Source organism: Kitasatospora sp. NPDC018619 (genome assembly GCF_044391605.1).
GTDB lineage: Bacteria > Actinomycetota > Actinomycetes > Streptomycetales > Streptomycetaceae > Kitasatospora.
This window is the reverse complement of record NZ_JBISAI010000033.1, coordinates 44,054-68,164: the sequence shown is the minus strand read 5'-3', so window position 1 is coordinate 68,164 and position 24,111 is coordinate 44,054. Positions and strand designations below refer to the sequence as shown.

Sequence of the window (24,111 nt, the reverse complement as noted above, 5' to 3'; positions counted from 1 at the left end):
CAGCACAGCCCACTCGGCATCCGACAACTCATGACGACGCACCATGACCAACATGATCGCCCATCACTTGATCAGCTTTGAAGACGACCCCTAGGACCGGCCCCGGTCCCCGTCCTCCGGGCCCGCCGCGTGCCGCGCCCGGGCGGCGAGCCGGCGCAGGTGCTCGCGCAGCGCGGGCGGCTCGTGCACCTCGAACTCGCAGTCCAGCGACAGCAGCCGCATCGCCGTCCACTCCAGGGAGTCGGAGCGGGAGCGGAGCAGGCAGCTGTGCTCGTCGAGCGGCTGGACCTCGGAGTCGCCCGGCCGCAGGCCGCGGCGGACCCGCTCGGCGGGGGCGTGCACGGTGGCGACCACGGTGCCGCTCGGTGACGGACGGCGCAGCTTGCCCGCGACGTACGCGGCGGCGTCCTCGGCGGGCAGCGGGCGCGGGGTGAAGCGGACGCCGGTGGCGGCCGGGGCGCTCAGCCGGTCGACCCGGAACAGCCGCCAGTCCGCGCGGTCCAGGTCGTAGCCGACCAGGTACCAACGGCGGCCGACCGAGACCAGCCGCTCGGGTTCCACCTGCCGGCTGGTCTCGGCGCCGTCGTACGCCCGGTAGGCGAAGCGCAGCCGTTCCCGGGCGGTGACGGCGCGGGCGAGCACCGTGAGGTCCTCCGGCTCGACGGTCGGGCCGTCCCCGGTGAGCAGCGGGACGGTCGCGGAGTTGAGCGTCCCGACCCGCTGCCGCAGCCGCCCCGGCAGCACCTGGAGCAGCTTGCCGAGCGCCCGGACCGAGGCCTCCTCGATGCCGACCACGGCGTGCCCGGCCGCCGCCCGCAGCCCCACCGCGATGGCCACCGCCTCCTCGTCGTCCAGCAGCAGCGGCGGCATCGCGGTGCCCGCGACCAGCCGGTAGCCGCCGACCGCGCCCATGCTGGCCCGCACCGGGTAGCCGAGCTCGCGCAGCCGGTCGATGTCGCGCCGGATGGTGCGGGGGCTGACGCCGAGCCGGTCGGCGAGCTCGCTGCCGGGCCACTCGCGCGGGGTCTGGAGCAGGGACAGGAGGCTCAGCAGCCGGGCCGGGGTGTCACGCATGGGCTCCAGCATGCCGGACCATGTGGGACAGGTACTGACCTACACGGCCGTTACCGTCCTCGGCGTGGAGAAGGCGGAGAAGGCGGACAAGGCTCGGAAGAGCGTCGTGGACGTGGGAAAGAAAGAGGAGTACGCAATGGGCACCGCGGCAGCGGAGCGGCGGAGGTGGATCGCGCTGGCGATCGTGATGGTCGCCTCCTTCATGGACCTGGTGGACGTCACCATCGTCAACATCGCCATCCCGAGCATCCAGCAGGACACCGGCGCGTCCTTCAGCGCCGTCCAGTGGGTGACCGGCGGCTACGCGCTGGCCTTCGCGATCGGGCTGATCACCGGCGGGCGGCTGGGCGACATCCACGGCCGCAAGCGGGTGTTCCTGATCGGGATCGGCGGTTTCACGCTGGCCTCGGCGCTGTGCGGCCTGGCCACCGGCCCGGAGATGCTGATCGCGACCAGGCTGCTCCAGGGCGGGACGGCGGCGCTGATGGTGCCGCAGGTGCTGTCGATCATCCACGCGACCTTCCCGGCGGAGGAGCGCGGCAAGGTGTTCGGCCTGTTCGGCGCGGTGGTCGGGCTGGGCGCGGTCTCCGGTCCGATGATCGGTGCGCTGCTCACCGAGTGGGACCTGTTCGGCCTGGCCTGGCGGCCGATCTTCCTGATCAACCTGCCGGTCGGCATCGCCGGGTTGCTGCTCGGCCGCCGCTTCATCGACGAGTCGAAGGCCGACCAGGCGCTGAAGCTCGACCTGGTCGGCGTGGCGCTGGCCAGCCTCGGCCTGCTGATGCTGATCTACCCGCTGACGCACGGCCGCGAGGCGGACTGGCCGCTGTGGGGCTACCTGTCGATGGCCGGGAGCCTGCCGGTGTTCGCCCTGTTCGTGGCGTACGAGAAGGTCAAGACCCGGCGGGACGGCTCACCGCTGGTGGAGCTGGCTCTGTTCCGGGTGAAGTCCTTCGCGGCCGGGATCTGCGTGCAGCTGGCCTTCGGGGTGGCGCTGGGCATCTACTTCCTGGTCTGGACCCTCTACATGCAGGTGGGTCTGGGCTGGAGCCCGCTCAAGGCCGGCGCCACCGGCATCCCCTTCTCGATCGCCGTCTCGACCGCCGCCGGGCTCTCGGTGCAGAAGCTGGTGCCGCGGTTCGGCCGGAAGGTGCTGCAGGCCGGCGCGCTGGTGATGGCGGCGGGCGTGCTCGTCTACATCTGGGAGGCGGACCGGTACGGGACGGCGATCACGGCCTGGCAGATGGTGCTGCCGCTGGTGGTGATGGGCCTCGGGATGGGGCTGATCGTCGCGCCGATCACCGACGCGGTGCTCGCGGAGGTGCCGTGCGAGCACGCCGGTTCGGCGTCCGGGCTGATCAACACCGTGCAGCAGGTGGGCAACGCGCTCGGCCTCGGCCTGGTGTCGGTGGCCTTCTTCGGGGCGATGGACGACGTGGTCGCGCCGGAGGCGCTCGGGACGGCGTTCGGCGGGGCCTTCGTGCACGCGATGTGGTGGGTCGCCGGGGTGCTGCTGGTGGTCTTCGTGCTGATGTTCGCGCTGCCGCGGCGGCGCAGGGCGGTCGGGCCGGTGGCCGGGGCCGCGGTGGAGGAGCAGGAGCAGGAGCCCGTCCTGGCCTGACGGAGCGCTCCCGTGTGCGGGCCCCGGTCGCGTCCTGCGGCCGGGGCCCGCGTCGTGCGTGGACGGGCACGGCCGGGCGCGGCCGGGTGCGGGCCCGTTCGGCCGTGCTCGCACGGTCGGGTGCCGGTCGGTGCCGGTCGGGTGCGGCGCGCAGGCGGGCGCGGGTGAGGCGTTCGCGGGGAAGGGGCTCAGCGCACGCCGGTCGGGGCGGGGGCGTGCGAGGGGGCGTGCGAGGGAGCGGCGGTCGTACGGGTGGTGGTGCGCGGCTTGGCGGCGGCCTTGGCCTCCTTCGCGGCGCGCTTCATCTCCTGCTTGAACTCCCGGACCAGGGCGAGCGATTCGGGGCCGGTGATGTCGGCCACCGAGCGGTGCGCGCCCTCCTCGCCGTACACCCCGGCCGCCTCCCGCCAGCCCTCGGGCCGTACCCCGTACTGCTTGCCGAGCAGGGCCAGGAAGATCTGCGACTTCTGCTTGCCGAAGCCGGGCAGGGCGTTGAGCCGGCTGAGCAGCTCCTTGCCGGTGCGGACGTTCTTCCACAGCGCGGCGGCGTCGCCGTCGTACTGGGCGACGAGGAACTGGCAGAGCTGCTGCACCCGTTTGGCCATCGCCGCCGGGTAGCGGTGGACGGCCGGTTTGGCGGAGAGGAGCGCGACGAACTCCTCCGGGTTGTAGGTGGCGATCTCGTGGGCGTCCAGGTCGTCGTGGCCGAGGCGCTGGGCGATGGTCAGCGGGCCGGTGAACGCCCACTCCATCGGGACCTGCTGGTCCAGCAGCATGCCGACGAGCGCGGCGAGCGCACTGCGTCCGAGCAGTTCGTCGGCATCGGGCTGCTGTGCGAGCCGAACGGTGACGTTCATGGGCTTGCCCTCCTCGGAGTTGACGTCGGGTCGGCGCCCAGTCTGGTGGAAGCGGGGTGGACGTACCCGGTCAACACGCCCGTAGCAGGGGAAGTCTTGTCCGTACAAGGCCTTGCCAGCGCTGCTTTGTTCGTTGGCGGAGCGGTTGCCGGGGCTCACGGCGGGGTGGCGCGGGGCATTTTTTGCCCGCGCCCGCCGCCTCCGCCGGGTGCCGTGCGCCGATGGAGCGCCGAACCGAACAGCCGTCGCACGCGGAGCGCTCCGGCGTCTGCGTGGACATGTCGCCAACTCGTTTTGTTCGCATGGTCATTCGAGCCGGAAAGAGGAAACGGGAAACCCCGTCGATCCCCGTTTGACCGGCTCGGTCGCATGCCAAGATTCCAGGCGGAAGCGAGGGGTGACCGCTTCCGGCCCGTGATGCAGCAGATGCCAGGGCGGTCGAATCCAGAACGGGGGTTGGCATGAGCGCGTCCAGATTGTCGTCCGGTGAGTTCGGCCCGGAACTGCGCAGACGGAGGATCGCGGCCGGGCTGACCCTCACCCGGCTGGCCGAACTGCTCAGCTACAGCAAGGGCCATCTGAGCAAGATCGAACGCGGGCACAAGCCGCCCCCGCCCCAGCTGGCCCGTCGCTGCGACGTCCAGCTCGACGCGGGCGGTGAACTGGAACGGCTCCTGGCCGGACCGGGCAGGGCCGAGTCGGAGTGGTCCGCAGGCGCCGCGCGGACCGGCCCGGGTGGTGAGCCGGAAGCGCCGACCGGGACCCGGCGGCCCGGCGGCCTCGGACGGCGGCAGCTGTTCGCCGTCGGGGCCACCTCCCTGCTCGGGGGTGGGCTGGCCGCGTCCCTGCCGGCGGCGGCCTCGGCTGCCCCCGTCGCGGAGTCCCTACCGGTGGAGGTCTTCCGGGCCCAGTTCGACCAGATGCGACAGCTCGGCCAGTGCGCAGTCCCCGGCACGTTGATTCCCCTGCTCACCGCCCAGACCCGCACCGTGTGCGAGCTCGCCGCCCAGGCCGACCGGGTGAACCGCGAACGACTGCTCGTGCTGGCCGCGCGGTACGGGGAGTACACGGGCTGGATGGCCCAGGAAGCCGACGACAACGTCTCGGCACTGCGGTGGACGGCCCGGGCGGTCGAGCTCGCCGAGGCCGGCGGGGACCGCGACCTCGCCTCGTACGCGCTGGTCCGACGGGCTCTGATCACCTTCTACGCGGGCGACGCGGCTCAAACGGTGCAGCTGGTCGAACCGGCGCAGGACGACGCGCTGCCGCCGCGGATCCGAGGTCTGGCAGCGCAGCGGGAGGCCCAGGGCCACGCACTCGCCGGTGACCGCAGCGCCTGCCTGCGCAGCCTCGACCGGGCCCGCGACCTCCTGGCCAGGGCCGAGTCCGAGAACGCCGGTGCACCCCTGCTCGGCACCACCCACCTGGCCGACCCGGCGGCCGTGGTCACCGGCTGGTGCCTGTACGACCTCGGCCGCCCGGGCCAGGCCGCCGAGGTGCTGGACCACGAGTATCCGAGGATCCCGGTGCACGCCGTCCGCAGCCGCGCCCGCTACGGCATCCGGCGTGCGCTCGCCCACGCGGCCGCCGGGGAACCGGAGCGGGCCTGCGAGCTCGCGGCGGAACTCCTGCCGCTGGTCCCGGCCTTGCGCTCGGCCACCATCCGGACCGACGTCTGCAGGCTCGGCCGTGAACTGCACCGCTTCCAGGCCGGTCGAGCCGTGCAGGACCTCCAACCCCTGCTCGCGCAGGCGCTGCACCCGTAGACGTCCGGCTCTCCTGCCGGATCCCGGCCGGATCCCGGCCGACACACCCTTGCCCACTCACCCCGGAGAGGTGATCCCGTCATGCCCGAGATCTTCGTCAACTACCGCACCAGCGACGAGGACACCGCCGCCACGGTCATTGAGCAGGCGCTTTCCCGCAGGTTCGGGACGGAGCAGGTGTTCCGCGCCAGCAAGTCGATCAAGATCGGTCAGCCCTTCCCGCAGGAGCTGCTGACCGCCGTCCGCCGCAGCAGCGTGCTCATCGCGGTCATCGGCCCGCGCTGGGCCGAGGCCCGTACGGCGGACGGCCGACGGGCGCTGGACGACCCGGAGGACTGGACCAGGCGGGAGATCGTCGAGGCCTTCGAGACCGGAGCCCGGGTCGTTCCGGTCCTCGTCGGCCGCACCACGCGGCTCGACCGCCGGGCCCTGCCGCCCGAGATCGCGGAGCTGGCCGACTGCCAGTACCGCCGGTACGACAACCGCGACGCCGACCACTGCCTCCGCCGGCTCGGCGACGACCTGGCCGAGGCCGTCCCCCGACTCGCGGAGGCGGAGCAGCTGGTCGCCCGGACGAGCGGGGGCACCGGAACCCGCAACGAAGTCGGCCGGGTGAACGGCAGCGTGGTGCAGGCCGGGGACTACCGGCACGACCAGACCGGCGGCATCGGCAACGTGGGCCGCGACGTCGGCACGTTCATCAACAACGCGAGCGGTCCGGTCCACACCGGCAGCGGCGAGCAACACACCACGATCCGGAACGGCGGCGTCGAGATCCACGGCGACGGCGGCAGCTACGTCGAACGCGGCACGGTCAACAACTCCTTCGGAGACCGTGGTGACGGGGCGGGGCGGCGGCGGTGAGCGATCACGGGGACACGACGTGGATCGGCCGTACACAGGGGCAGACGCACACGGGCAGCGGGGACCAGTACTCCTACTCCTACTACTACTTCGCCTCGGATCGGCTGGTCCGCAGTGGAGGAGATCCGCTGCGGCTGGCCGCCGAGCGACGCCGCTGGTTGAGCCAGCGATTCGTCGAGCCGCGCGGGTACGCCGAGGTGTTCCACCGGCTGGAGGAACCCGGAACGGCTGTGCTGATCTCGGGGCACCGGGGCAGCGGGCGCCGCACGGCCGCCGTCGTGGTCCTGCACCGCGCGGGCAGGGCCGGCGACCCGTTCCGCGAGGTGGCGTTGGACGACCAGCAGGCGGAGCCGGGCGAGCTCGCAGAAGGCGAACGCGTCCTGATCGACCTGTCCGACCTGTCCGATCAGCAGTTCGCCGATGCGCAGGGCCTGGTCACGTCCTACTGGCACAAGGTGGAACGGCAGTCCGGGCGTCTCGCGGTGGTGTTGTCGAGGGAGCAGGAGCGCCTGCTGCCGTCGGATGTCCGGCAGCTGCTGGTGCCCGTCGACCGGCCCGCGGGCGACCGGGTCCTGGCCAAGCACCTGTGGTGGGCCGATGTCCGGGTGCCCGCCCCGGAGCTGCGCCGATCCGCCCTCGGCGAGTTCCTGGACCGCTCTCCCATGCGCGAGTTGGAGCGGCTGCACGAGCTCGTGGTCGAAGCCAGGATGGCGGGCGGCACCTTCGAGGCATGGGCGGCGACTGCCGCCGCGGCCCTCCGGAAGCGCGGTGAGGAGGTGGCCCAGCTGGTTGCGGGGCTCACCGACGGGCGCCAGCGGGCCCTGCTGTTCACCGCGGCGATGATGGACGGAGCCCCGGCCGCCGCGGCGTTCCGCCTCGCCGACCAGCTGCTGGCCAGGGTCGGGCATCCGGAGGACGACCGGCCTCGGCTCGACCGGGCCGATCTGACCCAGCGGGTGCGCGAGCTCGGGATGACCGTGCGGGACGGGCGGATCCGCTTCGAGGAACTGGCGTACGCGGAAGCGGTCCGTGAGCACTTCTGGCTCTACTACCCGGATCTGCGCGAAGCGTTCGCGGCCTGGGTCGACGACAGCGTGAAGGCGACGGCCCTGTTGAGCGCGGTCGAGCGCCGACGGCTGGTGGCACGGTTCACCGGGGAGGCCCTGAACGCCGGCGACGTGGGCCTGCTCGCCGATTCGGTGACGGCATGGGCGAAGGAGAGCAGGTTCCTGCCGGAGGCGATGCTGGTGCTGGAGCAGGGCATCACGAGCGAGACCTGCGGTCCGGCCTTCCGGGCGAAGGTCTACGAGTGGTCGGTCGGGCCGCAACCGCACGCCAACCTGGTGCGGGTCCTCGCGCGGATCTGCGTCGACGTGATGGCCACGCACCACCCCGACCAGGCGCTCGTCCGACTGCATCACCTGGCGCGACGGGAGCCGGGCGACGGTCCGCGCTACGGCCGCGAGGCGCTGCTCGAACTGGTCGGCAGGGACGAGCGGTTGTACCTGAGACTGCTGGACCGGTCTTGCGAGGGCCTGGAGAAGAGCCCGCCGGTGCCGTCGGACGGTGGCATCTTCCTCGCGCTGATGGACCCGTTGTCGGACCGGGTGCGGCAGGAGGAGGCCGTACGGGGCTGGCGCGCGGTGGTGCGGGTGCCTTCGTTGCGGACCGAGTGGGAGCCCGTGGTCCGGAACTGGCTCTCGGCTGCGCGGCAAGCGGAGGACGGGGGCGAGCGGTTGATGACGATCCTGCTCCGGGCCGCCGAAGGCCGGGGCGACGTCCTCCACCGCTACTACCTGCTGGCACTCGACTGGGCGGCGGACGCCGAAGATTCCGTGGGGCGGGTGAGCCGGGAGGAGGTCGCGTCCCGCTTCCAGAGCGCCATCGACCGTCTGCAGGGGATCGAACCACTCGTCGGGGCGGCCGGGGGGAGAGGGCTGTGAAGAGCACGGGGAAGGCGTCGTTGGTCGGATTGGCGCTGGCGGCGGGTTCGGTGACGGCGGTACTCGGGTTGTCGGCCGGGTGGCCGGTCTGGCTGTGGGCGGTGCCGTCCGCGTTGGCCCTCCTGTTGGCCCTCCTCCAGGCGCTGGCCAGGACGCCGAAGCCGGAATGGCAGGAGCCTCCCTGGGAGAAGACCAGAGTGACCGGGGTGGCGCTGCCGAGCCTCGTCCCGGACTACGACTTTCTCTTCTCCGCCACGGTGTGGTGGCGCCCGATCCGGAACGCCACCGGGCTGGTGCACGCGGATCCGGCCGGCCTGGCGGTGGAGACGGTGCTGGAGCGGGCCCGTGCGGTGACGGAGTGCGAGATCCCGGGGCGGATGGACCTGGTGCAGCACCGGCTGAACGGTGTCCTCGGGACGCAGAGCCAGGACCGGTCGGGGCTGGTGGAAGCGATGGGCGGGCGGGTCGAGCTTCGGCTGTCGGAGGACGACCGGCAGCGGCTGGGGAAGCTGTCGGAGGTCCGGAAGACCGAGGAGGTCTGGGAGCACGAACGGCGCTACGAGCAGAGCAAGCGGGCGTATCTCGGGGACGACGTCCTGAAGTCGCCGGGCAGTGCGATGGTGTGGTGGCTGGCGCGCCACGACGAGCAGATCAGGGAGGCGGTCGACCTGATCGGTCCGCTCGCCCAGCTCTCGGCAGCCGCCAACGACGCGCCGGTGAGCGAGCTCTACACGCATCTCCTGCCGGGAGCGGGGTCCTTTCCCGATGACTTCGACGATGACGGGGATGACGGGGATGGGGCCGGGGGCGGGTTCGTGGGGCCGACCGAGCCGGGAGGTCCGACGGGTGGGCCGGCCGTGATCGGTCCGTTGCAGCGGCTGCTGGATGACATCGAGCTGGACGAGGAATCCGATGCGCGGAGGGTGTACACCCATCGGGTGATGTCATTCACGGACGCCGCCGGCAGGCCGGAGTTCGCCCGACTGATCCGGGAGAAGCTGCTGGGAGAGGACGATGGTGCACCCGGTCGGCCCGGTCCGACGGAGGAGTGACGGACTGTGGGCCCGTGCGGACCGGGCAGCGGGGGCGGACGGCGGGGGCGCGGGGGGTGGGGGTGGGCGCTCGGCCGGGGGAGTGGATTTGGGCGGGGGGAGCGAGTCATTTCATATGACTGTTTTTGTTGTGGCGGTGCGGGGAGCTGACGGCACGTCATCCTTGGTCCATTCGACGCGTCCAGAAAGGCCCGCCGCCGTGACCCAGCCGTTCGAACTGCCGTCCTTCTACGTGCCGCACCCGGCACGACTCAACCCGCATCTGGAGGGGGCGCGGGCCCACTGCATCGACTGGGCGCGGGAGATGGGGATGCTGGAAGGGTCCGGTGTCTGGGACCAGGCCGACCTGGAGGCCCACGACTACGGCCTGCTCTGCGCGTACACCCACCCCGACGCCTCCGCCGAGGTGCTGTCGCTGGTGACCGACTGGTACGTGTGGGTCTTCTTCTTCGACGACCACTTCCTCGACATGTTCAAGCGCACCAACGACCGGAAGGCGGGCAAGGCCCACCTCGACCGGCTGCCGCTGTTCATGCCGGCCGACCCGGCCGCCGGCTCCCCGGAGCCGGAGAACCCGGTCGAGGCGGGGCTGGCGGACCTCTGGCGGCGCACCGTGCCGGCGATGGGGGAGGACTGGCGGATCCGGTTCGCCGAGAGCACCCGGAACCTGCTCGACGAGTCGCTGTGGGAGCTCGCCAACATCGGCGAGGGCCGGGTGGCCAACCCGGTCGAGTACATCGAGATGCGCCGCAAGGTCGGCGGCGCGCCCTGGTCCGCGCAGCTGGTCGAGTACGCGGCCGGTGCCGAGGTGCCGCAGGAGGTGTCGGGTTCGCGAGCGCTGCGGGTGCTGATGGACGCCTTCTCCGACGGGGTGCACCTGCGCAACGACATCTTCTCGTACCAGCGCGAGGTGGAGGACGAGGGCGAGCTGAGCAACGGCATCCTGGTGCTGGAGCGGTTCCTGGAGTGCTCCACCCAGGAGGCCGCCGACGCGGTCAACGACCTGCTCACCTCGCGGTTGCAGCAGTTCGAGAACACCGTGTTCACCGAGCTGCCGGTGCTGTTCGCGGAGACCGGCCTGGATCCGGCGGGCCGCGCCCGGGTGATGGCGTACGTCAAGGGCCTCCAGGACTGGCAGTCCGGCGGACACGAGTGGCACCTGCGGTCCAGCCGGTACATGAACGGCGCCGGGGCGGCGGCGGGTCCGGGCGGCAGGGTCGCGCCCGGCACGGGCGGCGGGTCGGCGGGGCTGGAGTGGTCGGCGGGCTCGGCGGGCGGGGCCGGTGGCGGCAACTGGTGGGACCAGTACGCGATCGGTGGCATCGGGACCTCGGCGCTGGACATCCTGCGCAGCACGGCCGCGCCGTCGGTGGGTACGGGTGCGGGTGCGGGCACGGGCGCGGGATCGGGCGCGAGCACGGGCACGGCGGGGCCGCGGGGGGCGGTCGCGAGTGCGGCCGGGCCGACCGAGCGACGGGCGCGCTCGCACGGCAACCTGCCGTACCGGGCCGTCGGACCCTCCCGGCTGCCCGAGTTCAAGCTGCCGTACGACCTCCGGTTGAGCCCGCACCTGGACGGCGCCCGGGAGCGAGTGGTCGAGTGGGCCGAGCGGATGGGGCTCCTCTCGGCGGAGCCCGGGGTCCCCGGATCCGGCATCTGGGACGCCGAGTCGATGCGCGACTACGACCTGCCGCTCTGCGCCGCCGGCATCCACCCGGATGCCGGCGCGGACCAACTCGACCTCGCCTCGGCCTGGTTGGCCTGGGGCACCTGGGCGGACGACTACTACCCCAGGGCCTACGGCGTTACCCGCGACCTGGGCGGCGCCAAGGCCGCCAACGCGAGGCTGTCGCAGCTGATGCCGGTGGACGGGACCCCCGGGCCGGAGCCCGTCAACGCGCTGGAGCGCAGCCTCGCCGACCTCTGGGAGCGCACCGCCGGGCCGATGACCGTCGAGGCCCGGGGCCGCTTCCGGGTGGCGGTCGAGGCCATGCTGGACAGCTGGATCTGGGAGCTGGCGAACCAGATCCAGAACCGGATCCCGGACCCGGTGGACTACCTGGAGATGCGCCGCTCCACCTTCGGCTCCGAGCTCACCACGAGCCTCTCCCGGCTCGGCCACGGGAAGACCGTGCCGCCGGAGGTGTACGACCACGGCTCGATGCGCGCGCTGGAGAACTCCGCGATGGACTACGCGTGCATGATGAACGACCTCTTCTCGTACCAGAAGGAGATCGAGTACGAGGGCGAGCTGCACAACGTCGTGCTGGTGGTGCAGAACTTCTTCGACTGCGACTACGAGGCGGCCGTCCGGATCGTCGACGACCTGATGCACTCGCGGCTCGGCCAGTTCCAGCACGTCGCGCAGAAGGAACTCCCGGTCGTGTACGAGGACTTCGGGCTGAAGCAGGCGGCCAGGGACCTGCTCGACGGGTATGTGGCGGAGCTGGAGAACTGGCTCGCGGGCATCCTGAGCTGGCACGAGGGCTGCCGCCGGTACGGCACCGAGGACCTGGAACGGCACTTCGGTGCCGGGCGGGACCTGGAGGCGGCCTCGGAGCGTCGGAGGGCGGCCGCCGGCCCGGCACCCGGGGCTCCGGCGGAGGCCACGGCGTCGGCGAAGGCCACGGCGCCGGCGTCGGTGTCGGCTCCGGCGCCGTTCCCGTTCGGCCCGACCGGTCTCGGGACGGCGTCGCTGCGCCTGACGGCCGGCCGCTGACGCCGCGGGGACGCGGCCGCGCGGGGCCAGCCCGTGCGGCCGCGTCGCGTCGTGACTAGGCTGGCGAACCGGGGGCCGGTGTGCGCCCGCCCGACGCGCGCGCTCCGCCGGACCCGGGGCCGAAGAGCGAAGAGCACGGGGCCAGAGAGAGCACGAGGGCAGAGAGATGGCTGCGCTTCCTGAGGGCACACCCTGTTGGGCCGACGCGATGTTCACCGACCTGGAAGGCGCGAAGGCCTTCTACGGCGACGTGCTGGGCTGGACGTTCGGCGAGAGCTCGTCGGAGTTCGGCAACTACACCCAGGCGTACTCGGACGGCAGGGCGGTCGCCGCGGTCGTGCCGCCGATGCCCGGTGCCGAGGGCCAGTCCGCCTGGTGCCTGTACCTGGCCTCGCCGGACGCCGCCGCCACCGCGGCGCGGATCCGTGCCAACGGCGGCGAGGTGGTCATGGGGCCGCTCCAGGTCGGCGACTTCGGCACGATGGTGATCGCCAAGGACCCGGCCGGCGTGACGTTCGGCGTCTGGCAGGCCGGGCGGCACGAGGGCTTCGAGAAGCAGGGCGAGCCCGGCGCGTACAGCTGGGCCGAGCTGGTGACCCGCGAGCCCGCGACGGCGGACGCGTTCTTCCCGGCGGTCTTCCCGTACGGCGTGAAGAAGATGGCGGGCGGGGACTTCGACTACCGGCTGTTCCAGGTCGGCGACCGGCCGGTGCTGGGCCGGATGGGAGCGGAGGGCGACTTCCTGCCGCCCGGGGCGCCCTCGTACATCAGCGTCTACTTCGCGGTGGACGACGTCGACGCCGCGATCGGACGGCTGACGGCGCGCGGCGGCACGGTGTACGTCGGGCCGGTGGACAGCCCGTTCGGCCGGTTCGCGGCGGTCGGCGACCCGCAGGGCGCGGCCTTCGGGCTGATTGACCTCGGGCGGACGGTCGGCGAGCAACCGACGACGGTGGACGAGTGAGGGCCCGGCGGCGGGGTACGCCCACCGGGGCGGGCGAGCAGCGACGGGCGGGAGCGGACGATGGGTGAGCGCGAGGAACTGGTCGAGACCCTGGACAAGCACCGCGGCCTGCTGCGGCGCACCGTCCGGGACCTCTCCGACGCGCAGGCGGCCGAGCGCACCACGGCCAGCGAGCTGTCCCTCGGCGGTCTGATCAAGCACGTGGCGGCGGTCGAGGCGCGCTGGGTGCGGTTCATCACCGGCGGCGCGGAGGCGATGCGGGGCCGGGAGGGGGAGCACGGCCCCGGCAACGCGGAGACCTGGGCGGCCCAGTTCCGGATGGCGCAGGGCGACACCCTGGCCGGGTTGCTCGCCGAGTACGAGCGGGTGGCGCGCGAGACGGACGAGCTGGTCCTGACCCTGCCCGACCTCGACCTCGCCCACGAGCTGCCCGCCGCGCCCTGGTTCCCGCCGGGCACGGCCTGGTCGGCGCGGCGGGTGCTGCTGCACGTGATCGCCGAGACCGCCCAGCACGCCGGGCACGCGGACATCATCCGGGAGTCGCTGGACGGGGCGAAGTCGATGGGCTGAGCGGCGGGCGGGTTCCGGCGGGGCCTGGGCTCCGGCGGCGCGGGGCCGCCGTTCAGCGCTCGGGCAGCTCCACGCCGAGGAGTTCGCGCAGCGCCCGGCCGCCGTCCGGGGTGATCCGCAGGGCCCGGCCCGAGCCGATCCGCTCCACCCAGGCTCGGTCCAGGGCGGCCCGGCAGAGTGCGGCGCCCAGTGCTCCGCCCAGGTGGTGGCGGCGCTCCGTCCAGTCCAGGCAGGTCCGCACCAGCGGGCGCCCGCTCCGGTGCCCGCCGCGCGGCGGCAGGCCGATCGCCTGCTCGGCCAGCCAGTCCCGGCCGTACGCGGTGACGGCCAGCCCGCCCTCGTCGGTGACCAGGCCGCGGGCGAACAGGGCGTCCGAGACGGCCACGCCGAGGCGCCCGGCCAGGTGGTCGTAGCAGGTGCGGGCGCGGGCCTCGGCGCTCCGCCGGGTGGCCTCGGCCAGGTTGCGGGGCGCGCGAGTAGCGCCGGAGCCTTCACCGGAGCGGGTGGCTGCGCCGGAGCGGGCGTCGGCGCCTGCGCCTGCGCCGACGCCTGTGCCGGAGACTTCGTCGGAGCGGGCTCCCTCGCCGGACCGGGACGCGGCATCGGCGCCGGACTCGGCGCTCGGGCCGGACCCGGCGAAGGCGGTGAGGTCCTCGATCAGGGCAGCCACCGCGGGCGAGGCCAGCCGGACGTACCGGTGCCGGCCCTGCCGCTCCTCCGCCAGCAGCCCGCCCGCGATCAGTCGGGACAGGTGCTCGCTGGCCGTGGACGGGGCGACGCGTGCGTGCCGGGCCAGCTCGCCGGCCGTCCAGGCGCGTCCGTCGAGCAGCGCGGTGCAGACGGCGGCGCGGGTCGGGTCCGCGAGCAGGGCGGCGAGGGCGGCGAGTGTCATGCCTCCATGGTCGGGGCACGGGGGTGCGGGCGGGCGCGCGGGGAGGGGCCGCGTGCACGGCCGGAGCGGTCGCAGCGGCGGGGCCGCGTGGGGGGACGGAACCGGGGGCATGCCTCCAGGCTCGCCCCGGCACGGTTCGGTCGGCGCCGAAACGACCCGGGGCCACGATGGCGGCATGAGCGAAACCCCCGTGGCCTCCGGCCCCATGACCTTCTCCCGGTACGACGACGTGACGGCGGCCCTGGCCGACCCGGCACTGGTCCCGCTGCCCGCGCAGCCCGGTGCGCCCCCCGGCACGGTGGCCTGGCTGCGGTCCGCCGTCGCCCGGTTCGGCTCCGGCGAACCGCACGCCCGGCGGCGGGCTCTGGTGCTGGCCGACCTGGAACGGTTGGATCCGGACCAGCTGCGGGTGGCCGCTGCCGCCGGTTTCGAGCCCGACACCCGGCTGCGGGTGGTCCGGGTGCTCGCGGCCGGGCTGGGCCTCGCCGACCCGGAGGCGGTGGCACGCGACATCGCGGCGGTGTCCCGGGCGTACTTCGCCGCCGGGCCGGACGACCCGGCGACGAAGACGGCGGAGGCGGTGGACGCGGTGGGCGCGGCGGAGGCGGTGGACGCGATGGACGCGGTGGACGCCGCGGACGGCCCGGCGGCGGACGCGGCCGTGGCCCGGCTGCTGCCCGCGATGGGGGACCCGGACGAGGAGACGGCCGCGAACCGGATCGGCCTGCTCGTCCAGGCCTGCGACGCCACCGCCGCGCTGGTCGAGGGCGCCCGTCGGCACCCGGACGGCCTGGCCGGAGTGCTGCGGTCGGACCCGCCGGTCCGGACGATGCGCCGGCTCGCCGTCCGGGGGACCGGGATCGGCGGCGTCGCGGTGCCGGCCGGGACGCCGGTCCTGCTCGATGTCGCGGCCGCCCAGGCCGGCGCGCCGGAGGGCGTCGCGCTCACCTTCGGTGCCGCGCCCCGGAGCTGCCCGGGCCGTGCGCAGGCCCTGGTGATCGCCGAGGGGATCCTGTACGGCGCCTCGGATCCGGCGGACACCGGGGAGGCCTCGGCCCCGCCCGCGCTCGACCGCGGCAAGGACGAACTCGCGGCTCTGGTACCGGAGATGGTCGGTCACGTACTCGACCAGGCGGCCGGCTGGACGGCCTGGGACGGCCGCCCGGTCGTCAACGGCGACGGCCGGACCTACGCCCCACACAAGGCGGTTCGCCGCATCGCCGACCATCTCCTCGACCACCTGGCCGAGTTGGAGGCGCGCCTGGCCGGCGAGCCGACCGAACCCGACCACTGGCACGGCTCCCGGGCCACCACCCCGGCCGACCTGGCGCCGTTCACCACCGCCGACCTGGACGAGGCCCGCAGCCGGCTGACCCGGCTGGCCGGGATCTGGTCCCGGCGGGTCGCCGCGCTGTCGGACGCCCAACTGGACGACTCGCCGGGGACGGGCTGGAGCTTCCGGCAGATCGTCTGCCACGTGGCCGAAGCCGGGTACTACTACGCGGACTCGGTCGGGCGCCCGGCCACGGCCGAAGACGCGGCGGGCAGCCGTACCGACGAACCGGTGGAGACGACCCGATGACCCCCTTCACCGCCCTGCACCACCGCCCCGGCCGTCCGCTGCTGCTCCCCAACGCCTGGGACCACGCCTCGGCCGTCGCCCTCGCCGCCCAGGGTTACGCCGCGATCGGGACCACCAGCCTGGGCGTGGCCGCCGCCGCGGGCCTGCCCGACGGTGCCGCCGCCACCCGTGCGGAGACCGTACGGCTGGCGCACCGGCTCGGGCGCGAGGGCTTCTGGCTCAGCGTCGACGTCGAGTCGGGCTTCAGTGACGATCCGGACGAAGTCGCCGCCCTGGCCGTGGAGCTGGCCGAGGCCGGGGCGGTCGGCCTCAACCTGGAGGACGGCCGGGCGGACGGCACGCTGAGCCCGTCCGACCGTCACGCCGCCAAGATCGCCGCGGTGAAGGCGGCCGCGCCGGAGCTGTTCGTCAACGCCCGTACCGACACCTACTGGTGCGGCCAGGAAGCCCCGGGGCAGGGCGCCCCCGGGCAGGGCGCCCCCGGGCCGGAGACGCTCCGGCGCCTGGACTCCTACCAGGAGGCGGGCGCGGACGGCGTGTTCGTCCCCGGGCTGGCCGATCCGGCGGCCATCGGACGGCTGGTCGCCGGGCTCGCCGTCCCGCTCAACGTCCTCTGGACACCGACCGGCCCGGGCCTCGCCGAGCTGGCCGCGCTCGGGGTGGCCCGGGTCAGCCTCGGCTCGCTGCTGTACCGCGCGGCCCTGGCGGCGGCGGTGGCCACGGCGGCGGCCGTCGCCGCGGGCGAGCCGGTCGGCCCGGTGCCGGGGTACGCGCAGGTGCGGGCGCTCAGCGGGAGTTGAGGGGCGCTTCCGGCTCTCCCGCGTGCGCCGTGTCCCGCGTGCCCCGCGTGCTCCGCGCGCGCCGTACCCCGCGTGCCCCGCGCGCCCGGCGTGCGCTGCGCCCCGTGCCGTCAGCGCCGTCAGCGCCGTCCGCCGGCCGCCAGGGCGGCCTCGATCCCGTCCAGGATGACATTGACGCCCCGGGTGAAGCTGCTGTCCCGGCCGGCGGCGACCTCGGCCGAGACCTCGCTGGTGTACAGCCGGTGCAGTCGCGGGAAGGACTTGGTGGCCTCGGTGACGGCGGGCAGGAGCTGGTTCATCCACTCCTGCTCGTCCTGGCCGCTGCGGGCCAGCGCGCTCAGCCAGGAGGCCTCCACGCAGGCGGTCCCGATGGTGTAGCCCATGACCGCGCTCATCGCGTCGTTCGCCTCGCTGATTTCGAACCCGGCCGTGTCAAGGACGGCCAGCAGGGATTCGGAGAGCCGCATCCAGTTGGGCCCGAGGTAGATCATCCCGACGTCGCCGATCACCGAGACCATCCACGGGTGGCGGACGACGGCCGCGCGCATGCTCTCGGCGCACTCCAGGACCGCCGCGCGCCAGACCTTCGGGTCCTCGGAGCCCTCGGCGTCGGGCAGCGGCAGGGTGCCGAAGACCTGGTCGACGAGCAGCGCGAGCAGTTCGTCCTTGTTGGCGACGTGGGTGTAGAGCGAGGTGGCACCGGCGTTCAGCCGAGCGGCGAGCTTGCGCATGCTCAGCGCCTCGATGCCGTCGGAGTCCAGCAGCGCGAAGGCCTCGGCGACGATCTGCTCGCGGCTGAGGGCGGGTTGTTCGCGTCGCCGCTGGGGGCGGTTCCAGGGCATCGGGATGCCCAGGGTCGGTCCGTCCTCTGACTTGGCCGCCATCGGGCCCTCCTCACCAGTCGTCCGGAGCCGGTCGTCCGGTCCGGTCCCGAGCAGCTCGCCACGGGCTGCTACGAACAGTGTACGGCCAGGCGAACGGCGTGCGGAGATCGAACGGCGTACGGCGTTGCGAACGGTGTGCGGTGTCCGTACAGTGTTCGGAGCGGCGCACACCGTACCCCCTGGGGACGGAGAGCGGTGTGCCCGCGACGACTTCCGCGCGGCCGAAACCCGCGCCCGATCCGAAGCTCGGTGCTCGACGTCCGATGTCTCACGTCCGATGTCCGATGTCCTGCGCTCGAAGCTCGACGTCTCACAAGGGGGAAAAGCGGTGGCGCGTCATCCGCAGCGCTGGCTCATCCTGGTCGTGCTCTGCCTCAGCAGCCTGGTGCTGGTGATCGACAACATGGTGCTCACGGTCTCCATCCCGCCGATCGCGGAGGACCTCAAGGCCGGGGCTCAGGACATCCAGTGGATCATCGACTCGTACATCCTGGTCTTCGCCGGCCTGCTGCTCACCTCGGGCAGCCTCTCCGACCGCTTCGGGCGACGGAAGGTGATGATCATCGGGCTCGTGCTGTTCGGCGCGGCCTCACTGGTCGCGGCGTACGCCTCCAGTCCCGGTGAGCTCATTGCCGGCCGCGTCCTGATGGGCGTCGGCGGGGCGCTGGTCATGCCGAGCACGCTCTCCATCCTGATCACCGTCTTCGACGACGAGGAGCGCCCGAAGGCGATCGCGGCCTGGACGGCGGTGGCCATGATCGGTCTGGTCGGCGGTCCGGTGCTGGGCGGCGCGCTGATCGCGCACTTCTGGTGGGGCGCGGTCTTCCTGCTCAACGTGCCGATCGCGGTGGTGGCCGTCATCGCCGCGGTGGTGCTGATGCCCGAGTCCAAGGGCCCGTGGCGCCGCCCCGACCTGCCGGGCATGGCGCTCTCGATGATCGGCATGACGGCGCTGGTCTGGGCGATCATCGTGCTGCCCCGGGACGGCTTCACCAGTGCCGGCACCCTCGGCGCGCTCCTCCTCGCGGTGGCCGCGCTGGTCGGCTTCGCCGTCCGGCAGGTCCGTACCGACTCGCCGATGGTCCCGCTCAAGCTGTTCCGCAACCGGGTCTTCACCGGCGCCAGCTTCTCGCTCGTCCTGCTGACCTTCGCCACCGGCGGCCTGATGCTGGTCCTGACCCAGCACCTCCAGTTCGTACTGGAGTTCTCGCCCACCGACACCGGCCTCGCCTTCATCCCGCTGGCCATCGCCTCCCTGGTGTTCAACGGGTTGGGCGCGGCGCTCGGCAAGAAGGTCCCGGCGCGGGTGCTCACCTCGACCGGCATGCTGATCATCGCGGGCGGCTTCGCGCTGCTGGCCACCCTCTCGGTCGGCGACGGCTTCACCAAGGTCGCCCTGGCCATGCTGGTGCTCGGCGTCGGCTCCGGCCTCGGCATGCCGGCCGCCGCCAACGCGCTGATGAGCGCCATCCCGGCCGAGCACGCCGGCGTCGGCTCGGCGCTCAACGACACCATCCAGCAGTCCGGCGCGGCGCTCGGCGTGGCCATCCTCGGCACCGTGCTCTCCAGCACCTTCACCGGCGCGATGCCCGCCGCCGCCCCCGCCGCCGCCCGCCACGACATGACCGGCGCCCTCGCCGTGGCCGGCTCCACCGGGGACAGCGGCCTGGTCGCGGCCGCGCGGGAGGCGTTCAGCACCGCCACCTCCACCACCTTCACGGTGGGCGGCATCGCCGTCCTCGCCGCCGCGGCGCTCACCCTGGTGCTGATGCGCGACGCCCGGAAGACCGCCACCCCGTCGGCCGAGGCCCCGACGACGGCGGGGGCCGAGCCGGTCGCCTGAGCCCCGCCCGCCCTGCCCCTGCCCGTCCTGCCCCCTCCGCCGTCCTGCCCGTCCTGCCCGCTCCGCCGTCCTGCCCGGTCCTCTCCCTCCGTCGGCCCCGGTCGCTCCACGCGGCCGGGGCCTTGGCCGTGCGCGCGGGCGCCCCGTGGCGCGTTAGCCTCGCGTCATGGCCCCGTCCTCCCCGTACCTGGAGCGCGCGTCCCGACTGCCCGGCGCGGTCGTCTGGACGAAGCAGCCCCTCGGGCGGACGGGCGCGGCGCAGGCCGGGCCCGTCCTGCCCGACGGCTGCATGGACCTGCTGTGGACGGAAGGGCGGCTGCTGGTCGCCGGGCCGGACACCCGTGCCTTCCACCCCGGGCCGGAGCGGTACGGCCCGTGGGTCGGCGTACGCTTCCGCCCCGGCACCGCCCCCGGCCTGCTCGGCGTCCCCGCCCACGAACTGCTGGACCGCCGAGTCGAGTTGGCCGACCTGCGGCCCGCCGCCGAGGTCCGTCGGCTCACCGAACGCATCGACGCGGCCCCCGACCGGGCCGCCGCCCTGGAGGCCCTGGCCCTGCGCCTGGCCGCCGGGGCACCGCCGGAAGACCCCGTGATCCGCACCGTGGTCGCCTCGCTCGCCGCCGGCCGCTCCGTCGCCGAGACGGCCGCGGCGGCCGGCCTCGGAGCGCGCCGGCTCCACCGCCGCTCGCTCGCCGCCTTCGGCTACGGCCCCAAGACCCTCGCCCGGATCCTGCGCATGCAGCGCGCCCTGGCCCTCGCCCGCGCCGGCACCCCGCTGGCCGAGACGGCGGCCCGGACCGGCTACGCGGACCAGGCGCACCTGGCCCGCGACGTCCGCGAGCTGGCCGGGATGCCCGTCACCGCGCTGCTGCGCCCGTAGTCCTCCGCTACAGCGGGGCGAGCAGATCCACCCCGTTGCCGTCCGGGTCGTGCACCACGGCGTACCGCTGCCCCCAGAAGGCGTCCCACGGCTCCAACTCCCCGTGGTACCCGGCTCCGGTCAGCTCCGCGTACAGCGCGTCCACCTCCGCCGGGCTCCCGCAGCGGAACGCCAACGCACTGCGCGCACCGCCGCTCGGCGGCCGCCACGCGGGATGGAACGACCGGACGGTGTCCTCGGAGTCGAGCACCAGCAGCGGTCCGCCCGGCACCCCGCCCTCGACGTGCGCCTCCCCCTCGGCCCCCTCCGGGAACCCCACCCCCAACCGCCGGTAGAACCCCACCGAGGCGGCCACATCCGCAACCACCAACCCGACGAACGCGAACCGCGGTACACCAGTGCTCTCCATGCCCGCCACGCTAACCACCCCCGCCCGCCCGGTCTTGAACGAATCGGACACCCCCACCGACGACATTCCGGCCCGGTGCTCAGGCGAGGGAGGGGTGGACGAGCCTGCCGCGGTGGATGAGAGAGGCGGCCTGCTTGAGGCGGCCGACGCGGACGCTGATCTCGTAGCCGATGACGCCCTCGACGCGGGCGACGCGGCTGCTGAGGTAGCGGTAGAAGTCCGGGGTGTCCTTGCAGATGACGATGGCCATGATGTTGTGCTTGCCGCTGGTGGCCGCGGCGAACGCGCACTCGGCGTGGCTGCTGAGCTCCTCGCCGACCTGCTGGAGCCGGGGCAGGGCGACCTGCAGCCAGAGGGTGGCGTTGAGTTCGTAGCCGAGGCGCTCGGGCAGCGTGTCGACGTCGTAGACGAGGGAGCCGGCGGCTTCGAGGGCCTCCAGCCGGCGGGCGACGCGGGGTGAGGACCAGCCGGTGGCCTCCGCCAGGCGGGTGTGGGAGGCGCGTCCGTCCTCCGCCAGGGCTTCGAGGAGGGGCCGGTCCTCGTCGGGCGGGGGGAGCGGGCGGCCGGTGGGGGTGGGGCGGCCCTCGGTCAGCCGCCGTACCTGGTCGTCGGTGAGCGAGCCCTCCCGGCCGGTCCAGCCGCCGGTGCCGGGCGAGCCGAAGGCGTGGACGAGGAGGTCGAGGCTCAGGTCGAGGACGGAGGCGGCCTTGGGGAGCCGGCGCAGGAGGACGTCGTCGCGGGCCGTGCCGGCGGGCGACCGGATCACGCAGATGATCTCCGATCCGCCCGAGGCGAGGCCCGCGTAGGCGACCTCGGGCCTGCGGGCGAGCGAGTCGGCGAGGGGCCCCACGGCGTCGGGGCGGCAGCGCAGCCGCGCGACCCACTCCGCCCGGCCGTCCGCCGCCGGGTTGCTCAGCCCGACGACGCGGAGGACCCCGTCGCGGCGCAGCGCGTTGTAGCGGCGCGCCACGGTCTGCTCGGACGCCCCGACGACCTCGCTGAGGCGGCGGAAGGACACCCGGGGCGCGCAGTGGAGTCCGTGGATGATCCTGTGGTCCAAATCGTCCGGCATGGCGGAATCATCACACGTCCGCCCGGCGCACCGAGGGTTCCGTGACACCGGCCGGGATCGCTTGGGGGATCGCCGTACGGGGGGCCGAAGCTGGTCGGCGGCTCCGCCGGTGCGCCCGGCCCCGGAGCGGGGCGCGTGCCGGACGGCGGCGCCCGGTCAGCAGCCGGTGCCGGCGAGGCACCCCGCAGTCGAAGGACAGCTCCCGTGAACTCCGCAACGACCGCCACGACGCAGGGCCCCAGGGCCGGACGGGCCGCCACGCTCGTCATGGCCTGCCTGGGAGTCTTCGTCGCCTACCTGCCCGTGACCACCGTCTCGGTGAGCCTGCCGGCGATCCAACGGGCACTGGGCGCCTCGACGTCCCAACTGGCCTGGGTGCCGGACGCGTTCGTGCTCCCGATGGCCGCGCTGATCCTGACCACCGGGGTGTGGGGCGACGTCCACGGCCGCAAGCGGGTGTTCCAGGCGGGCATGGCCTTCTGCGCGCTGGGGGCCGCGGTCTGCCTGACGGCGGACTCGGTGCGGCAGGTGTGGGCCGGGCAGGCGGTCTCCGGACTGGGTGCGGCGGCGCTGCTGCCCACCACGCTGGCCCTGATCAGCCACGCCGTCCCCGACCACCGTGAGCGCGGCAGGTACATCGGGCTGTGGGCGATGTCCCTGCTGGCCTCGCTCGCCGTGGGCCCGCTGATCGCCGGTGCGCTGCTGGAGCACGTCGCATGGCGGTGGATCTTCCTCCTGCCCGTCCCGGTGTCCCTGGTCGTGCTGGTCGTCTCGGTCTCCCTGCTGCCCGACTCGCGCGCACCGCACGGCCGCCGGCTCGACTGGCCGGGCCAGATCAGCGCGGCCGTCGCCGTCACGGCGGTGGTCTACGGGGTCATCGAGGGCGGCGCGAACGGCTTCGGCGAGCCCGCCGTGGTCGTGGCCCTGGTGCTGGGCGTGCTCAGCGCGATCGCGTTCGTCGCCGTGGAGCGCCGCAGCGCGAGCCCGATGCTCGACCTCGCCCTGTTCCGCAGCCCGGCGTTCACGGCCACCGCCCTGGTCGCGATGATCAGCTTCCTCGGGCTGATCGGTTTCTTCTTCGTACTGAGCCTGTACTTCGGCATGGTGCAGCACCTGACCACGCTCCAGGCCGGTCTGCGGATGGTCCTGATGGCCGGAACGTCCCTCGTGGCCAGCGTCCCCGTCGGACGGCTGATGCACCGGGTGTCCGCCCGCGTCATGATCACCGCCGGGCTGGTGCTGACGTCCGGCTCGCTGCTGTCGCTCACCGGCATCGACGCCCACACCCCGTACGGCTCGCTCGCCTGGCGACTGGTCCTGCTCGGCCTGGGCCTGGGTGCCGTCCTCACCCCGATGACGGCCTCCGCCGTCTCCTCCGTCCCGCACCACCTGGCCGGCATGGCGGCGGCCGGCAACAACGCCTTCCGCCAGGTCGGCGGCGCCCTCGGCCCCGCCGTCCTGGGCACCCTGCTCACCACCCGCGCCCTCGACGCTCTGCCCGGCCGCCTGGCGGACGCCGGCGTGCCGGCGGAAACCGGCGGCCGCGTCCTCGACGCCGCCCGCGACCACGGGCTGGCCGCCGTCGCCGGACTCGATCTCGGCGCGGCCACCGACCAGGCCCTCGCCGCGCTCGGCAGCTCCTTCCTCGACGGCCTGCGGCTCTGCCTCCTGGTGTCCGCCTCGCTCACCCTCCTGGCCGCCCTCGCCTGCGCCCTCCTCCTGCGCCCCGCCGCGCCCGCCGCCCGCCCCGCATCCGCTCCGTCCCCCGCCGACCGCACCATCGACCGCACCACCGACCGCCGGCCGGCCCGCACGCCGTGACGCCTTCCTGACCACGTGCGCCGCAGCTCCTGCGCGGTGGGGCTCGCCCCGGTTCAGTACGAGCCACTGACCTCGGACGCGGGGGCGGCGGGACGGCGATCGCTTCCCCCCGCCCCCGCAGCGACGGGCCGCAGCGCCTGCACGCCTTCCACCGGCGTGCCAACGGGGTGCAGCCCGAACGCGGCCGCGAGAACGGCGGGGAGATCGGCCTCGGGGACGGCGGCGCGCAGCTCCGCGAGGACGCCGGGAAAGTCGGCGTCGTCGATGGCGCCCCGGTACTCCCGGCGCAAGCCGTGGACGACCGCACCAGTTCGGGCCGCAGCCGCATCCAGGCGCGGGACGTCCGGATCTCGTCCGCGACCCGGTCCATGAACCAGCGCATGACCTCGTACGGGATGTCCAGGTGCTGTCCTTGGGGATCGAAGCACACCGTCGGCTCGCGCGCCGGGTCCTCGTCGGGGACGACCGCGGTCACCACGGCCCGTTGCTCCCGGACGA

Annotated in this window: 20 protein-coding genes; 13 read left to right on the top strand and 7 right to left on the bottom strand. The window is 73.9% G+C overall.

Annotation, left to right across the window (positions count from 1 at the left end):
• Positions 1-90 precede the first annotated feature (90 nt).
• Positions 91-1,074, bottom strand: coding sequence for a helix-turn-helix transcriptional regulator (locus ACH5AR_RS32510; protein WP_396305120.1), 984 nt, complete (start codon positions 1,072-1,074; stop codon positions 91-93).
• Positions 1,075-1,210: 136 nt separating this feature from the next.
• On the opposite strand from ACH5AR_RS32510, the gene ACH5AR_RS32505 reads away from it, so the two are divergent.
• Positions 1,211-2,695: an MFS transporter gene (locus ACH5AR_RS32505; RefSeq protein ID WP_396305119.1), complete on the top strand. Its 1,485-nt coding sequence runs from the start codon at positions 1,211-1,213 to the stop codon at positions 2,693-2,695.
• A gap of 188 nt (positions 2,696-2,883) precedes the next feature.
• Here the strand turns inward: ACH5AR_RS32505 and ACH5AR_RS32500 are convergent, their stop codons facing one another.
• Positions 2,884-3,552 carry an HhH-GPD-type base excision DNA repair protein gene (locus ACH5AR_RS32500; RefSeq protein ID WP_396305118.1) on the bottom strand — a complete coding sequence of 223 codons (669 nt, stop codon included), beginning with the start codon at positions 3,550-3,552 and terminating at the stop codon, positions 2,884-2,886.
• A 461-nt stretch (positions 3,553-4,013) separates the two neighbouring features.
• Here ACH5AR_RS32500 and ACH5AR_RS32495 point away from each other — a divergent pair, with 461 nt between their 5' ends.
• The 7 genes from ACH5AR_RS32495 (at position 4,014) to ACH5AR_RS32465 (ending at position 13,430) form a co-directional block, all read left to right on the top strand.
• A complete protein-coding gene (locus tag ACH5AR_RS32495) occupies positions 4,014-5,318 on the top strand; it encodes a helix-turn-helix domain-containing protein (RefSeq protein ID WP_396305117.1) in 1,305 nt (434 codons plus the stop codon).
• Positions 5,319-5,399: 81 nt separating this feature from the next.
• Positions 5,400-6,182 (top strand): toll/interleukin-1 receptor domain-containing protein, encoded by a 783-nt coding sequence (locus ACH5AR_RS32490; RefSeq protein ID WP_396305116.1) that lies wholly within the window; start codon positions 5,400-5,402, stop codon positions 6,180-6,182.
• Positions 6,179-8,125, top strand: a complete 1,947-nt coding sequence (locus ACH5AR_RS32485; protein WP_396305115.1) for a hypothetical protein — start codon at positions 6,179-6,181, stop codon at positions 8,123-8,125. Before ACH5AR_RS32490 ends, ACH5AR_RS32485 begins: the two co-directional genes overlap by 4 nt.
• Positions 8,122-9,177 carry a hypothetical protein gene (locus ACH5AR_RS32480; RefSeq protein WP_396305114.1) on the top strand — a complete coding sequence of 352 codons (1,056 nt, stop codon included), beginning with the start codon at positions 8,122-8,124 and terminating at the stop codon, positions 9,175-9,177. Before ACH5AR_RS32485 ends, ACH5AR_RS32480 begins: the two co-directional genes overlap by 4 nt.
• A 199-nt stretch (positions 9,178-9,376) precedes the next feature.
• Positions 9,377-11,896: a germacradienol/geosmin synthase gene (locus ACH5AR_RS32475; protein ID WP_396305113.1), complete on the top strand. Its 2,520-nt coding sequence runs from the start codon at positions 9,377-9,379 to the stop codon at positions 11,894-11,896.
• A gap of 166 nt (positions 11,897-12,062) precedes the next feature.
• Entirely contained in the window at positions 12,063-12,860 is a 798-nt protein-coding gene (locus ACH5AR_RS32470; protein ID WP_396305112.1) for a VOC family protein, read from the top strand.
• Between the two features lie 60 nt (positions 12,861-12,920).
• Complete coding sequence (locus ACH5AR_RS32465) at positions 12,921-13,430, top strand: DinB family protein (RefSeq protein WP_396305111.1); 510 nt, start codon at positions 12,921-12,923, stop codon at positions 13,428-13,430.
• Positions 13,431-13,482: 52 nt separating this feature from the next.
• On the opposite strand, the gene ACH5AR_RS32460 is transcribed toward ACH5AR_RS32465, so the two are convergent.
• Positions 13,483-14,322, bottom strand: a complete 840-nt coding sequence (locus tag ACH5AR_RS32460; RefSeq protein ID WP_396305110.1) for an ArsR/SmtB family transcription factor — start codon at positions 14,320-14,322, stop codon at positions 13,483-13,485.
• 175 nt (positions 14,323-14,497) lie between these two features.
• Between ACH5AR_RS32460 and ACH5AR_RS32455 the strand changes: the two genes are divergently transcribed.
• Complete coding sequence (locus ACH5AR_RS32455) at positions 14,498-15,904, top strand: hypothetical protein (protein ID WP_396305109.1); 1,407 nt, start codon at positions 14,498-14,500, stop codon at positions 15,902-15,904.
• Positions 15,901-16,704: an isocitrate lyase/phosphoenolpyruvate mutase family protein gene (locus ACH5AR_RS32450; protein WP_396305108.1), complete on the top strand. Its 804-nt coding sequence runs from the start codon at positions 15,901-15,903 to the stop codon at positions 16,702-16,704. The genes ACH5AR_RS32455 and ACH5AR_RS32450 overlap by 4 nt, the downstream gene beginning before the upstream one ends.
• A 119-nt stretch (positions 16,705-16,823) precedes the next feature.
• Here ACH5AR_RS32450 and ACH5AR_RS32445 read toward each other — a convergent pair whose 3' ends face one another.
• Positions 16,824-17,588 (bottom strand): TetR/AcrR family transcriptional regulator C-terminal domain-containing protein, encoded by a 765-nt coding sequence (locus ACH5AR_RS32445; RefSeq protein ID WP_396305107.1) that lies wholly within the window; start codon positions 17,586-17,588, stop codon positions 16,824-16,826.
• Between the two features lie 277 nt (positions 17,589-17,865).
• Between ACH5AR_RS32445 and ACH5AR_RS32440 the strand changes: the two genes are divergently transcribed.
• Together ACH5AR_RS32440 and ACH5AR_RS32435 are read left to right on the top strand one after the other, a co-directional pair.
• Positions 17,866-19,431 (top strand): MFS transporter, encoded by a 1,566-nt coding sequence (locus tag ACH5AR_RS32440; protein WP_396305106.1) that lies wholly within the window; start codon positions 17,866-17,868, stop codon positions 19,429-19,431.
• 166 nt (positions 19,432-19,597) lie between these two features.
• Positions 19,598-20,311: a helix-turn-helix domain-containing protein gene (locus ACH5AR_RS32435; protein ID WP_396305105.1), complete on the top strand. Its 714-nt coding sequence runs from the start codon at positions 19,598-19,600 to the stop codon at positions 20,309-20,311.
• Between the two features lie 7 nt (positions 20,312-20,318).
• Here the strand turns inward: ACH5AR_RS32435 and ACH5AR_RS32430 are convergent, their stop codons facing one another.
• Complete coding sequence (locus tag ACH5AR_RS32430) at positions 20,319-20,720, bottom strand: VOC family protein (RefSeq protein WP_396305104.1); 402 nt, start codon at positions 20,718-20,720, stop codon at positions 20,319-20,321.
• 79 nt (positions 20,721-20,799) lie between these two features.
• Positions 20,800-21,792, bottom strand: coding sequence for an Lrp/AsnC family transcriptional regulator (locus ACH5AR_RS32425; protein ID WP_396305103.1), 993 nt, complete (start codon positions 21,790-21,792; stop codon positions 20,800-20,802).
• A 267-nt stretch (positions 21,793-22,059) separates the two neighbouring features.
• Between ACH5AR_RS32425 and ACH5AR_RS32420 the strand changes: the two genes are divergently transcribed.
• Positions 22,060-23,613 carry an MFS transporter gene (locus tag ACH5AR_RS32420; RefSeq protein WP_396305121.1) on the top strand — a complete coding sequence of 518 codons (1,554 nt, stop codon included), beginning with the start codon at positions 22,060-22,062 and terminating at the stop codon, positions 23,611-23,613.
• A 53-nt stretch (positions 23,614-23,666) separates the two neighbouring features.
• Here the strand turns inward: ACH5AR_RS32420 and ACH5AR_RS32415 are convergent, their stop codons facing one another.
• Positions 23,667-23,903, bottom strand: coding sequence for a hypothetical protein (locus tag ACH5AR_RS32415; RefSeq protein WP_396305102.1), 237 nt, complete (start codon positions 23,901-23,903; stop codon positions 23,667-23,669).
• Between the last annotated feature and the right edge of the window lie 208 nt (positions 23,904-24,111).

Coding starts and splice junctions, on each gene's coding strand:
- ACH5AR_RS32465 (WP_396305111.1), top strand. CDS start 12,921: ATGGGTGAGCGCGAGGAACTGGTCGAGACCCTGGACAAGCACCGCGGC.
- ACH5AR_RS32460 (WP_396305110.1), bottom strand. CDS start 14,322: ATGACACTCGCCGCCCTCGCCGCCCTGCTCGCGGACCCGACCCGCGCC.
- ACH5AR_RS32430 (WP_396305104.1), bottom strand. CDS start 20,720: ATGGAGAGCACTGGTGTACCGCGGTTCGCGTTCGTCGGGTTGGTGGTT.
- ACH5AR_RS32420 (WP_396305121.1), top strand. CDS start 22,060: ATGGCCTGCCTGGGAGTCTTCGTCGCCTACCTGCCCGTGACCACCGTC.
- ACH5AR_RS32510 (WP_396305120.1), bottom strand. CDS start 1,074: ATGCGTGACACCCCGGCCCGGCTGCTGAGCCTCCTGTCCCTGCTCCAG.
- ACH5AR_RS32495 (WP_396305117.1), top strand. CDS start 4,014: ATGAGCGCGTCCAGATTGTCGTCCGGTGAGTTCGGCCCGGAACTGCGC.
- ACH5AR_RS32440 (WP_396305106.1), top strand. CDS start 17,866: ATGTCCGATGTCCTGCGCTCGAAGCTCGACGTCTCACAAGGGGGAAAA.
- ACH5AR_RS32500 (WP_396305118.1), bottom strand. CDS start 3,552: ATGAACGTCACCGTTCGGCTCGCACAGCAGCCCGATGCCGACGAACTG.
- ACH5AR_RS32435 (WP_396305105.1), top strand. CDS start 19,598: ATGGCCCCGTCCTCCCCGTACCTGGAGCGCGCGTCCCGACTGCCCGGC.
- ACH5AR_RS32470 (WP_396305112.1), top strand. CDS start 12,063: ATGGCTGCGCTTCCTGAGGGCACACCCTGTTGGGCCGACGCGATGTTC.
- ACH5AR_RS32425 (WP_396305103.1), bottom strand. CDS start 21,792: ATGCCGGACGATTTGGACCACAGGATCATCCACGGACTCCACTGCGCG.
- ACH5AR_RS32445 (WP_396305107.1), bottom strand. CDS start 17,588: ATGGCGGCCAAGTCAGAGGACGGACCGACCCTGGGCATCCCGATGCCC.
- ACH5AR_RS32455 (WP_396305109.1), top strand. CDS start 14,498: ATGAGCGAAACCCCCGTGGCCTCCGGCCCCATGACCTTCTCCCGGTAC.
- ACH5AR_RS32505 (WP_396305119.1), top strand. CDS start 1,211: ATGGGCACCGCGGCAGCGGAGCGGCGGAGGTGGATCGCGCTGGCGATC.
- ACH5AR_RS32490 (WP_396305116.1), top strand. CDS start 5,400: ATGCCCGAGATCTTCGTCAACTACCGCACCAGCGACGAGGACACCGCC.
- ACH5AR_RS32450 (WP_396305108.1), top strand. CDS start 15,901: ATGACCCCCTTCACCGCCCTGCACCACCGCCCCGGCCGTCCGCTGCTG.